This window comes from Bacillus sp. SIMBA_026 (assembly GCF_046535335.1).
GTDB lineage: Bacteria > Bacillota > Bacilli > Bacillales > Bacillaceae > Bacillus > Bacillus velezensis.
In genome coordinates, this window is sequence record NZ_JAWRWX010000001.1 from 1,550,754 (window position 1) to 1,563,419 (window position 12,666).

General features: G+C 49.7%; 11 protein-coding genes. 1 reads left to right on the forward strand and 10 read right to left on the reverse strand.

All coding sequences use genetic code 11. The features are described from left to right. Positions 1 to 9: 9 nt before the first annotated feature. The 7 genes from bfmBAB to SB847_RS07320 form a co-directional block, all read right to left on the reverse strand. Positions 10 to 993 (reverse strand): 3-methyl-2-oxobutanoate dehydrogenase subunit beta, encoded by a 984-nt coding sequence (gene bfmBAB / locus SB847_RS07290; RefSeq protein ID WP_032874088.1) that lies wholly within the window; start codon positions 991 to 993, stop codon positions 10 to 12. Between the two features lie 12 nt (positions 994 to 1,005). Next, a complete protein-coding gene (locus SB847_RS07295) occupies positions 1,006 to 1,998 on the reverse strand; it encodes a thiamine pyrophosphate-dependent dehydrogenase E1 component subunit alpha (protein ID WP_032874085.1) in 993 nt (330 codons plus the stop codon). 22 nt (positions 1,999 to 2,020) lie between these two features. Next, positions 2,021 to 3,442, reverse strand: coding sequence for a dihydrolipoyl dehydrogenase (gene lpdA, locus SB847_RS07300; RefSeq protein ID WP_410561547.1), 1,422 nt, complete (start codon positions 3,440 to 3,442; stop codon positions 2,021 to 2,023). Then, positions 3,432 to 4,547, reverse strand: coding sequence for a butyrate kinase (gene buk / locus SB847_RS07305; protein ID WP_014721483.1), 1,116 nt, complete (start codon positions 4,545 to 4,547; stop codon positions 3,432 to 3,434). The genes lpdA and buk overlap by 11 nt, the downstream gene beginning before the upstream one ends. Before the next feature lie 17 nt (positions 4,548 to 4,564). Next, the gene (gene bcd, locus SB847_RS07310; RefSeq protein ID WP_007612452.1) at positions 4,565 to 5,659 is read right to left on the reverse strand and encodes a branched-chain amino acid dehydrogenase; all 1,095 of its coding nucleotides are present in this window, start codon (positions 5,657 to 5,659) and stop codon (positions 4,565 to 4,567) included. Positions 5,660 to 5,672: 13 nt separating this feature from the next. Further along, positions 5,673 to 6,566 carry a phosphate butyryltransferase gene (gene yqiS, locus SB847_RS07315; RefSeq protein WP_015417787.1) on the reverse strand — a complete coding sequence of 298 codons (894 nt, stop codon included), beginning with the start codon at positions 6,564 to 6,566 and terminating at the stop codon, positions 5,673 to 5,675. A gap of 122 nt (positions 6,567 to 6,688) precedes the next feature. Beyond that, positions 6,689 to 8,758, reverse strand: coding sequence for a sigma 54-interacting transcriptional regulator (locus tag SB847_RS07320; RefSeq protein WP_410561545.1), 2,070 nt, complete (start codon positions 8,756 to 8,758; stop codon positions 6,689 to 6,691). A gap of 153 nt (positions 8,759 to 8,911) precedes the next feature. On the opposite strand from SB847_RS07320, the gene SB847_RS07325 reads away from it, so the two are divergent. Further along, positions 8,912 to 9,154 (forward strand): DUF2627 domain-containing protein, encoded by a 243-nt coding sequence (locus tag SB847_RS07325; RefSeq protein ID WP_007408378.1) that lies wholly within the window; start codon positions 8,912 to 8,914, stop codon positions 9,152 to 9,154. Between the two features lie 28 nt (positions 9,155 to 9,182). Here the strand turns inward: SB847_RS07325 and prpB are convergent, their stop codons facing one another. Genes prpB through mmgD form a run of 3 tightly spaced genes read right to left on the reverse strand, consistent with a single transcriptional unit; the run spans position 9,183 to position 12,657 of the window. Further along, positions 9,183 to 10,088, reverse strand: a complete 906-nt coding sequence (prpB, locus tag SB847_RS07330; RefSeq protein ID WP_410561543.1) for a methylisocitrate lyase — start codon at positions 10,086 to 10,088, stop codon at positions 9,183 to 9,185. Between the two features lie 18 nt (positions 10,089 to 10,106). Then, the gene (locus SB847_RS07335) at positions 10,107 to 11,534 is read right to left on the reverse strand and encodes a bifunctional 2-methylcitrate dehydratase/aconitate hydratase (RefSeq protein WP_410561541.1); all 1,428 of its coding nucleotides are present in this window, start codon (positions 11,532 to 11,534) and stop codon (positions 10,107 to 10,109) included. Positions 11,535 to 11,559: 25 nt separating this feature from the next. Further along, entirely contained in the window at positions 11,560 to 12,657 is a 1,098-nt protein-coding gene (gene mmgD, locus SB847_RS07340; protein ID WP_410561539.1) for a citrate synthase, read from the reverse strand. Positions 12,658 to 12,666 lie beyond the last annotated feature (9 nt).

The following is a 12,666-nucleotide window of genomic DNA, read 5'->3' on the forward strand; positions in this document are numbered from 1 at the left end:
CTTACGTCTTTAAAACTCCGCTAATTCTCTCATCGCGGCTTCTGCTTTGTCAGGATTCATCATGAAGTATTTTTCCATTGCCGGCGCATAAGGCATTGCCGGAACATCAGGACCTGCAAGCCGCTTGATCGGCGCGTCTAAATCAAATAAGCAGTTTTCAGAAATAATGGCGGCGACCTCGCTCATAATACCGCCTTCTTTCGTATCTTCTGTGATCAGCAATACTTTTCCTGTTTTAGACGCGGCTTCAATGATGGCTTCTTTATCTAACGGATAAACCGTACGCAAGTCTAATACGTGTGCGGAAATTCCGTCTTTTTCAAGACGCTCGGCAGCCTGCAGAGCAAAATGGACGCATAATCCGTACGTAATGACAGTAATGTCGCTGCCTTCGCGTTTTACATCCGCCTTTCCGATCGGAAGGACGTAATCATCCGCAGGGACTTCGCCTTTAATCAGACGGTACGCCCTCTTATGTTCGAAAAACAGCACCGGATCTTCGTCACGGACTGCAGCTTTCAACAGCCCTTTTGCGTCATAAGGAGTTGAAGGCATGACAATTTTAAGGCCCGGCTGGTTGGCAAAAATGGCCTCCACAGATTGGGAATGATACAACGCGCCGTGCACGCCGCCGCCGTAAGGCGCTCTGATGACCATCGGACAGCTCCAATCATTGTTTGAACGGTAGCGTATTTTTGCCGCTTCTGAAATGATTTGGTTGACCGCAGGCAGAATGAAATCAGCAAACTGCATCTCGGCAATCGGGCGCATGCCGTACATCGCGGCGCCGATCCCGACACCGGCAATCGCTGATTCAGCAAGCGGCGTATCCATCACCCGCTCTTCTCCGAACTGTTCATAGAGACCCGCCGTGGCTTTAAACACGCCGCCTTTTCTCCCGACGTCTTCCCCGAGAACAAACACGCGCGGATCTCTTTCCATTTCTTCTTTCATTGCTGCATTAATACTGTCAATATAAGACATTACAGACATAAGTATTCCTCCCTACTTCGCATAAACGTGATCAAGCGTTGATTCAGGAGATGCGTATGGCGCTTTCTCCGCTTCGTCTGTCGCTTCGTTTACGATAGCCATGATGTCATCCAGCATGGTCTTTTCTTCTTCTTCACCTAGAAGCCCGGCTTCTTGCAAGTATGCTTTGTATAAAAGAAGCGGATCTTGTTTCTTCGCTTCTTCTACTTCTTCGCGTTCTCTGTAGCTGCTGTCGTCGTCATCGCTGGAATGCGGCGTCAAACGGTAGGAAACCGTTTCTATTAATGTAGGGCCTTCGCCTTTAGACGCCCGTTCGCGCGCTTCTTTTACGACTCGGTAAACTTCCAGCAGGTCGTTTCCGTCAACAGTGACTCCCGGCATGCCGTAGCCTGCCGCCCGGTCGGATATTTTCTCGCACGCCACCTGTTTGTCATACGGGACAGAAATGGCATACTTATTGTTTTCACACATGAAAATGACCGGCAGTTTATACACGGCGGCAAAGTTTGCCCCTTCGTGAAAATCCCCCTGGTTGGAAGATCCTTCTCCAAAGGTAACAAAAGAGACGATATCCTTTTTATCCATGCGTCCCGCAAGCGCGATTCCGACTGCATGAGGAACCTGCGTCGTAACAGGGGATGAGCCCGTTACGATTCTGTTTTCCTTTTGCCCGAAGTGGCCCGGCATCTGCCTTCCGCCTGAGTTCGGGTCAGCTGCTTTCGCAAAACCCGACATCATCAAATCCTTTGCAGTCATACCGAATGCAAGCACAACCCCTATATCTCTATAGTACGGAAGCACATAGTCGGTATCACGGTTTAAGGCATAGGCCGCGCCTACTTGTGCCGCTTCCTGTCCTTGACATGAAACAACGAACGGAATTTTGCCCGAGCGGTTTAAGAGCCACATTCTTTCGTCGATTTTTCTGGCTAACAGCATGGTTCTATACATTTCAACGGCTTCTTCGTCAGAGAGCCCTAATGCTTGATGGCGGTTTGTAGTCATTCAAACCCCTCCTTCTTTCCTTTTAAAAATGAATCGCGTTTCCGTCTGCGGCTAACGCAGCTTCTCCAATCGCTTCTGACAGCGACGGATGCGGATGTATGGATTGGCCGATTTCCCAAGGCGTCGCGTCGAGCACCTTGGCAAGCCCCGCTTCAGAGATCATATCGGTGACGTGCGGGCCGATCATATGAACACCGAGAATATCATCTGTATTCCGATCGGCGACGATTTTGACAAAGCCGTCGCTTTCTCCGTATACAAGAGCCTTTCCGATCGCCATGAACGGAAACTTCCCGATCTTCAGGTCATGCCCTTTTCGAAGAGCTTCCTCTTCTGTCAGACCGACGCTCGCCGCTTCCGGATTTGAATAAATACATTTCGGCACAAGAGCGGCATCAAGCGGAGCCGGATTAAGACCCGCCATATGCTCAACGGCAATGATGCCCTCACGGGAGGCCACATGCGCAAGCTGCAGCCCGCCGACAACATCACCGATCGCATAAATGTGCGATTCCTTCGTCTGCCCGGCTTCGTTCACGATGATAGAACCGTTTTCCGCTTCAATATCCGTGTTTTCAAGCCCGATCCCTTCAATGTTCGGCTGGCGGCCGATGGAAACAAGCATTTGTTCCGCGTGATACGTTTCTTTTTTTCCATTCTTTTCAGCGGCAATTGAAACGCCGTCCGCTTTTTCCAATGTATCCGGAAGCACTTTCGCACCCGTCACGATCTTAATTCCTTTTTTCGTTAACAGTTTTTCCATCTCGTTTGAAATATCACGGTCTTCCGTCGGCAAAATGCGGGCCGCATATTCAATCACAGTGATATTGACGCCGAAATCGTTCAGCATAGATGCCCATTCAATTCCGATGACACCGCCGCCGACGATCATCATGGAATGGGGCAGACGTTCAAGCTCTAACGCTTCATCTGATGTCAGAATATATGTACCGTCTGCTTCTAAACCCGGCAGCATTTTCGGCCTTGAACCGGTTGCGATAATCAATTGTTTCGGTATCAGCATGTCGTTTTCTTCACCATTTGCGTATTCGACGGAAACCGTACCGGGAAGAGGTGAGAAGATGGAAGGGCCGAGCATACGTCCGTACCCGTTGAATACATCAATCTTCCCCTTTTTCATCAAGTGGGCGACACCGCCGGCCAGCCGGTCAACGATTCCCTGCTTTCGTTTTTGCACGCTGTCAAAGCGGAGGGAGACACCTTCCGTTTCAATGCCGAATGCTGCCGCTTCCTTTGCGGTTCGGTACACTTCCGCGCTTCTTAACAGCGCCTTACTCGGGATACATCCTTTATGCAGGCATGTTCCGCCGAGCTTTTCTTTTTCTACAACGGCCGTTTTTAAGCCGAGCTGGGCCGCTCTGATGGCGGCTACATAACCGCCCGTGCCGCCGCCCAGAATGACCACATCATACTCAGTCGCCATTTGTTTTCACTCCTTCGCCGATCTGATATTGCTTTGACTGCTCCTCACCGGCTAAAACCCGAAGCGCGCCTTGCGCGAGAGATTGCAGTTCATTTTCTCCCGGGTACACCAGTACATCCGAAATCCAATCTATGTACGATCTGATGGCGGATACGAAACTTTTCCCGTACGCCAATCCGCCCGTCAGGACGATAATGTCTACTTTTCCTTTTAAAACGGCGCTTGCCGCCCCGATTTCTTTTGCTACTTGATAAGCCATTGCGTCATAAATGAGACGCGCGTTTTCATCTCCGGCCTGAATGCGTTTTTCCACCTTCACTGCGTCCGTTGTTCCCAGGTAGCCGGAGAGTCCGCCCGTGCCGACAAGTTTTTTCATCATATCGGCTTTTGAATACTTGCCGGAAAAACACATTTCCACCAAATCACCCGCCGGAACGGTTCCCGCGCGCTCCGGGCTGAAGGGTCCTTCTCCGTGAAGCCCGTTGTTGACATCCGTCACCCGTCCGCAATCATGGACACCGACTGTGGTGCCGCCGCCCATATGAGTGACGATCATCTTCATCTGTTCATACCGTTTGCCGAGGGACGCCGCCGCCTGACGGGCAACAGCTTTTTGGTTCAAAGCATGGAAAATGCTTTTCCGCTTGATTTCAGGCATTCCTGATACTTTAGCGAGCGGAGTCATCTCATCCACCACGACCGGATCGACGATATACGCGGGGATATTTAATCCGTCAGCTATTTCCCTGGCAATAATTCCGCCCAGATTAGAAGCATGCTGGCCGTTGTAGCCGTTTTTCAAATCAGTGATCATGGCGTCATTTACTTCATATGTGCCGCCCTCAATCGGTCTGAGCAGGCCGCCCCTGGCACAAACGGCATCGAACTTTGAAATGTTGATGCCCTGTTCGTGCAAAGACTCAAGAATGCTTATTTTTCGAAATTCGTATTGGTCGATAATGCTGTTAAATGTTTTCAGCTCTTCTTCGGGATGCCGCAGCGTCTTTTCAAAGATACAGCGTTCATTGTGAAAGACACCGATTTTCGTTGATGTTGAGCCTGGATTCAGAATGAGAATGCGTTTTTCCTTTTCGAACATTTTCATACCTCCAGATCAAATTCCTATCGTCTGCTTAATATACTTTGGCCGTTTTGCAGAAACTGGCTTCTTGAACGGCGCATGCGCTCAATTCGTTCCTCAGCCAGACGGTCAGCCGCTAAGTATGTCGGAATGCCGTCACGCGCGGAAATATCGAGCACCCGCTCAATGTTTGCATAGATGCCTTCAACCTTTTTCAAAGCCCGCTCAGCATTGTAGCCGTAAAGCTCATCGGCCACATTGATGACGCCGCCTGCATTGATGACATAATCCGGAGCGTACACGATTCCCATTTCATGAATGGTATCGCCGTGACGTGTTTCTTTCAGCTGGTTATTGGCCGCTCCCGCAATGACTTTCGCCTTCAGCTGTTTAATCGTGTCATCGTTAATGACGGCGCCGAGAGCACATGGGGCATAAATATCGCACGCCTGTGAGTAAATGTCGTCGGGATCAACTGCGCGGGCGCCGAAGTCCTCAACGGCACGTTTAACAGATTCTTTATTGATATCCGTTACGATTAAAGAAGCGCCTTCTTCGTGAAGGTGGCGGCATAGATTGTAAGCCACATTTCCCACGCCTTGCACGGCAATTGTTTTACCTTCCAGTGAATCAGTGCCAAACGCCGCTTTCGCTGCGGCTTTCATCCCTTTGTAGACGCCGTATGCCGTAACCGGGGACGGATTTCCTGATGAACCGAATGCCGGAGAAATTCCGGTTACATAGTCTGTTTCATCATGAATGATGTCCATATCTTCAACGGTGGTGCCGACGTCTTCCGCCGTAATATACCTTCCGTTTAAGCCTTGGATGTAGCGGCCGAACGCGCGGAACATTTCTTCATTTTTATCTTTGCGCGGGTCTCCGATAATAACCGTTTTCCCGCCGCCTAAGTTTAAACCGGCAGCCGCATTTTTATAAGTCATGCCTTTTGCGAGTCTTAGTGCATCTTCAATCGCCGCTTCTTCACTGTCATATGTCCACATTCTTGTTCCGCCGAGTGCTGGGCCGAGCGTCGTATCATGAATCGCGATGATCGCTTTTAATCCGGATTGTTCATCTTGGCAGAATACCAATTGTTCGTAATCATAAGTCTCCATATATTTAAAAATTTCCATAGGTTCGTTCCTCCTACTGTTCTTGTGATGCGCAAATCGCAAGCGCAATTGAATACAGTTTATTTTCTGCGGTATCCGCTCTGCTCGTTAATGCGATCGGCGCTTTTGCACCGGCGATGACGGCAGCAACATTTGCTTTCGCAAAATAAATCATTGACTTATAAAGCATATTTCCGGCCTCGATTGAAGGAACCAAGAGAATATCCGCCTGGCCCGCTACGCTTCCGGAAATCCCTTTTTGCAGCGCAGCCGCTTGGGATACGGCATTATCCAAAGCAAGCGGTCCGTCCGCAATGCAGCCGGTAATCTGTCCTCTGTTGCACATTTGGACGATCGCAGCCGCGTTCAGCGTCGCCTCCATTTTCGGATTAACCGTTTCAATAGCGGCAAGGACTGCGGCTTTCGGCATAGGGTTCCCTACTGAATGTGCGACGTGAACCGCATTTTGCAGAATATGCCCGAGCTCTTCAAGAGACGGGGCAATGTTCAGCGCTGAATCAGTCACATACATCAGCCGGTCATAGTCCGGCACCTCAAAAACGGCTACATGTGACAACACCCTTTTTGAACGAAGCCCTTCATGGCGGTTTAAAACCGATTTCAGAAGAGTTGAGCTCGGGAGATTCCCTTTCATTAAAACGTCCGCCTCTTGTTCACGCACTGCGCGCACTGCTTTTGCCGCAGATTCTTCGGGTGAATCAGCGTGGATGATTTCAGCATTGAACTTCGGCTCATTTGCCAGAAGCTCTTTCAGCTTTCCGCTGTCACCCGTCAGTAAAAATCGTGCCGACAAGTGTTCTGCCGCCATTTTGACGGCCTGGATCACTTCTTTATCTGCTGCGTGGGCCACTGCAATGGTTTTTGCGTTTTTTGCCGCGGCTTTTTCAACTAGGTCTCTCAGCTTCATTTTGTACCACCTTCCTTGTGCGAATCCGCTTTTAACAATGCAAGTTCCGTGCCAAATATGCGGGAGGGTTTATTCCGGCTTTTTTCAAGAAAACATGCAGCTGTTTGCGCTTTCTCTGCAATTTATTGCATGCCGTCATTTGCAAGGCCGTACTTGTCCATTTTGTAGTACAGGTTCCGAATGCTGACACCAAGCGCTTTTGCCGTTTTGGTTCGGTTGAATTTATGCTTTTCAAGCGTTTTTTGAATGACGTGCGCTTCAAATTTTTCAACAGCCTGAGACAGCTTTTCCCCTTCCACATCCGGAAAATCACTTTGGGTGCCGTTTTTTTCATTCAGCTCTGATTCAAAAACAGGCAGATGCTGCTGTTCGATCCGTTCCATGTGCGGCTCTAAAAATATCATTGCCCGTCCGAGAACATTTTCAAGCTCCCGGACGTTTCCCGGCCAGCTGTAGGCTGATAAAGCTCGCAGCGCGTTCGGCGTGAGCCCCTTTACATTGCGGCCGTAATCCTGATTGATTTTTTCAATGAGCCGAATGCTCAGCGCTTCAATATCTTCTTTGCGCTGCCGAAGCGGCGGGATTGAGATCGGATAGCGGTTAATCCGGTAATACAGGTCTTCACGGAACGCGCCTTCCGCCATGGCCTTTTCGATATTGACGTTTGTCGCTGCGATAATTCTGACATTGACAGAAATCGCTTTAGCGCCGCCGACTCTGATAATTTCTTTTTCTTGCAGAACTCTGAGCAGCTTTGCCTGGGTGCTTTGGGTCAGCTCTCCGATTTCATCTAAGAAAATGCTGCCGTTATTCGCTTCCTCAAAAAGTCCTTTTTTGCCTCCGCGCCTCGCGCCCGTAAACGCGCCTTCCTCATAGCCGAAAAGCTCGGATTCTAGCAGGGATTCAGACAAGGCCGCACAATTGACCCGAATGAACTTATTGTATTTTCGGTCGCTTTCATTATGGATGGCGTGGGCGAAAAGTTCTTTCCCTGTGCCGGATTCACCCCGCAGCAGAATCGTCGCCGGCGTTTTCGCCCCGAGCTTCGCCTGTTCAAGGGCGACGAGCATTTGTTCACTCGTGCCGATAATGTCATCAAACGTGTATTTCGCTTCAAGCGTGCGGATGATCTGGCGCGCCCGATTCAGCTCAGCAGTCAGCGTTTTAATTTCTGACACATCGTGAATGACGCCGACGCTGCCTTTTAAAATACCGTCCACAATAACGGGGGCAACATTTACGATGACATCCTTTTTATTGGGGCCGACCTTCATCCTCACACCCCGCACGGGCCGCCTTGTCCCCAATACTTTCAGGTGCATGCTTTCCCCTTCTGAGATATCGGTGGAAGCGGGTTTTCCGATGACTTCGCTTTCTGACAGCCCGGTCATTTTTGTATACGCTTTGTTGATTAACATTCCGATGCCGTTTTCATCAACGACAGAAATGGCCTCGTCTGATGATTGTATAATCGCTTCAAGCATGGTGCGGATTTGTTTTAAGTTCGTGACCTCTTCCGCCAGTTCAACTGCGTCGGTGATGTCTTTAAACACGCATAACGCGCCGAGAAGTTTTCCGCCTTCATCAATGATCGGCAGTCTTGTCGTGACAATCTGCAGGTGCTTTCCGAGAAGCTGCTTCTGGTTATATTCCGGCTCTCTCGTTTCCAGAATCCGCGGCAGCTTTGTGTTCGGCACTACATCTTTAATTGGGCGGCCGATGACATCCTCCCGTTTTTGGCCGACCATTTTTTCTGCCATCTGATTAAATAAAATGATCGTTTCGTTGACGCCTATAAATATCATGCCGTCGTGCGTTGAATTAAAAATCCGGTCATGCTTATACGTCTGCGACTTCAGCATTTGGATAAGCTGCTGTTTTTCCTCCATCAGCTGAAACACCATGTACGCCAATTTTCCCGGCATGACGATGGTTTGTTCTTTTTTTTCATGGAGCAGCTCATCCATGACCGCTTTATCGCCTGTTGTATGGATGATAATATCTATATCTTCAGTTATGTAGGGTTTCCAATCTGATGAGGTTGCAATTCCATATTTCCGGGCTTCTTGCAGCCCTTGCGCCTCCGGATCTTGATCAACCACCGCAATAATCCGGATCAGCTTTGTTTTCATCAAAATCTGTAGGAGCGCCGTGCCTCCTTTACCAGCACCTATAATCAGCACCTTCTGCATCCCGATACCCCTTTATATGAAAAAATTTGCACACCTGTATTTCCCGTTGCAATAATTTGCACAACCCCTATGTTACCACGTTTTGATCTCTTGACAAAATATTTTTTCGATTGGACAATAAAGGAAATCATATCGTAAAGGGGTTTTCTGAATATGAGCCGGCTTGTTGCGCTTTTGATTCTGGTCCTCCCCGGCGCTGTCGCGGCGCTCGGCATTAAGCTGATGAGAGATGCATTATTCGGGCATGCGTTTTCCCCGTTTCCGTCCCTTTTTCTTCAGGGGGCGGCCGGATTGGCGTTTTTTTTGTTCGGCCTTTATGTTCTGGCCGGGTTTATTCTGTACAGAGATCGGAAACGCAATCAAGTCAGCCCGCGGTTCAGGAAAAAAAAGCTGTAAAAAAAGCCCTTGCAAAAAAAGGGCTTTTTCAGTCGTCCGGCAGTATTGTTTTGGCAATGGATTGATCCAGTTCTTCATAGTCATCGTAAGCGATCGTTTCATATAATTCTTTTCTCGTCTGCATATCCGAAAGCCCCTCTTTTTGCGAGCCTTCTTCTTTCAGAAGGCGGAAAATACGCTCAAAAGCCTTGGCCGCCGTTCTGAGTGACGTGACCGGGTAAATGACCATCTGACAGCCCATATCGGAAAATTCATCAGCACTGTAATACGGCGTTTTTCCGAATTCAGTCATGTTTGCAAGAATCGGCACACTGATTTGTTTGGAAAACGCTCTGAATTCACTATCGGATTGGAGCGCTTCCGGAAAAACAGCGTCAGCACCCGCTTTTATATAAGCGGACGCCCTTTTTAATGCCCCCTCCAATCCTTCCTGCTGTCTGGCGTCTGTTCTCGCAACAACAAGAAGAGTCGGCGCGGCCCGCTTGACCGCTTGGATTTTTTGCGCCATTTCTTCAATCGGCACGAGCTGCTTCCCATTCAGATGTCCGCATTTTTTCGGCAGGCGCTGATCCTCCATCTGGACGGCGGCCGCGCGCGCTTCATACATTTCTTTCGCCGTCCGGGCGGCATTCAGCACTCCTCCGAAACCCGTGTCAATATCGACAAGGACGGGCAGATCAGACGAGCGGACCAGATCTTTAACCCGTTCAGCCATTTCCGCCGACGTGATGATCCCTAAATCGGGCAGCCCTCTGCTCGCCGTGTAAGCCGCGCCTGATAAATAAAGAGCCGAAAACCCCGTTTTTTTGGCGATAAGAGCGGCCATCGCATCGTGAGCGCCGGGGATCTGCAATAGATCAGGCGCTGCCATCAGCGTACGGAACCGCTCTGCAAGCTCCTCTTGAGACGACTGCTTGCTGACGATCCACGTCATGTTTGTCACCCTCCTATTTTATACGAGAAATAAGTCCATAAATTCACTAACGCTGAGCTTCTGCATTCGGCCGCTATGTTCGCAGGCCTCTTCGATTTTACGCTGCTGCTTCAATGAAAAATGAGTACTGATGTTTGCTGAAAACTTGGCAAGAATCTTCGGAACGGCTTCTTTTCTGCGGAACCGGTGCCCGAGCGGGTATTCACATTCAATCCGTCCCGTAGCCGTGCCGTCTGTAAAATGCACCTGTACGGCATTTGATATGGATCGCTTATTCGGGTCTAAATAATCTTTTGAGTACGCTTTGTGTTCCGTCACCTCCATTTTGCTCCGCAATGTATCAATTCGCGGGTCAGACGCCGTTTCCTCTTCATAATGATCCGCCGTGATATCTCCGAAAAGCAGCCCGATTGCCGTAATGTACTGGAGGCAGTGATCCCGGTCAGCCGGATTGTGAAGCGGCCCTTTTTTATCGATAATCCGGATTGCCGACTCATGCGTCATAATCGTGATCCTGTCAATGTCTTCGATGCGGTCTTTCACCTCCGGATGAAGCCTGACCGCGCATTCCGCCGCTGTCTGGGCATGGAATTCAGCCGGGTAGGATACTTTAAACAAAACATTCTCCATCACATAAGACCCAAGCGGGCGGGCAAGCTTTATTTCCTGCCGGTTAAATAATACGTCTTGAAATCCCCACCCAGATGCGGTCAGAGCTGTCGGGTACCCCATTTCACCTTTTTGCGCCATAAGGGCCAAATATACGCCTCTGCTCGTCGCGTCGCCGGCCGCCCATGATTTGCGTGATCCGGTATTCGGCGCATGACGGTACGTTCTGAGGCTTGAATTATCAATCCAGGCATGAGATACGGCGTTATTGATTTCCTCTTTTGAGCCGCCCAGCATTTGCGCGCAAACAGCCGCAGTCGCCACTTTCACAAACAGCACATGGTCAAGCCCCACTCTGTTTAAGCTGTTTTCCAAAGCGAGAATCCCTTGAATTTCGTGCGCTTTGATCATTGCGCAAAGCACATCGCGCACGATAAGCGGTTCTTTCCCTTCTGAAATCCGCACTCTGGATATATAATCCGCACAAGCCAATATGCCTCCGAGATTGTCAGACGGATGACCCCATTCCGCAGCAAGCCACGTATCATTATAATCGAGCCACCTGTTGATACAGCCGATATTAAAAGCAGCCGTGACCGGGTCTAAAACAAAAGGCGTGCCCGGGACTCTGCTGCCGTTGGGCACGGAGGTTCCCGGGACAATCGGGCCGAGCAGCTTTGTACATTCGGGATAGCTGAGCGCCAAAATTCCGCAGCCTATCGTATCAAGAAGCACATGTCCTGCCGTAGCGAAAGCTTCTGAACTGTCAATCTCCTGATGGAGCACGTAGTCAGAAATCTCTTCGATTACAGCGTCCATTCGGCGGGGTTCTGTCATGTTTTCATCTTCCTTTCTCATCTGTTTACAGGCGCGCTCCGGTATAGCGGACACGCGGGCGGAAAAGCCGGTTTCGGCTGTGCTGTTCAATGACGTGGGCACACAGGCCGACCGTGCGTGCGCTGAAGAATATAGGCGTGTACAGCGGTATTGGGATGCCGAGCATGTAATAGACCGGCGCTGCGTAGTAATCTAAATTCGGATAAAGGCCCTTTTTCTCCCGCATGACGGTTTCGCCGGCTTCACACATATTATAAAGACGGAAATCACCTGAAAGATCAGACAGCTTTTTTAACGCTTCTTTCATCATGAGCGCCCTCGGGTCCATTTTTTTCATGTAGACACGGTGGCCGAAACCCATGATTTTTTCTTTGTTTGCGAGTTTTTGAGTTAATAATTGTGTAAACCCGTCTGCATCCTTCGCTTCCTCAAGCATGTACATAACCGCTTCGTTCGCGCCGCCGTGAAGATTTCCCTTAAGCGAGGCGACGGCTCCGGTCAGAGCGCCGTAAATATCCGATTGCGTCGAAGCGATGACACGGGCCGTAAACGTTGAGTTCGGCAATTCATGCTCACTGTATAAAAGAAGCGACCGGTCGAAGATTTCTTCTTCCAAAGATGACGGCGTTTTTCCGGTAATCATATATAAAAAGTTTGCGCTGTATGATAAGGTTCCGACCGGCGCCAAAGGCTCCAGCCCGTTGATGACTCGATAGCTGTTGACCGTCAGATTCGGCATTTTGCCTATCAGTCCGCGTACACGGTGCTGATTTACAGAAGATGAACGGTCATCGATGTCCTTGTCAAAGCCTCCAAGCGCGGACAAACCCGTCCTCAGTCCGTCCATCGGGTGAGTATGTTCGGGCAGCAGACGGCATATGTGCAAGATTTCCTCGGGAAGGTGTCCGCCGCGCCGAACGTCTTCTTCAAGCGTTGCCTTCTCTTTCGCATCAGGAAGTCTGTCTTCCAATAAGAGATGAACAATGTCCATATAGCCGGCCGTTTTAGAAAGCTCAATCAGATCGTGGCCTTTGATTAAAATACTGCCCTGCTGTGTATCCAGGAAAGAAATCCCCGTTTCCACCGCAATGACGCCATCTAAACCGGGAGAATAAGATTCCATGGTTTCGCT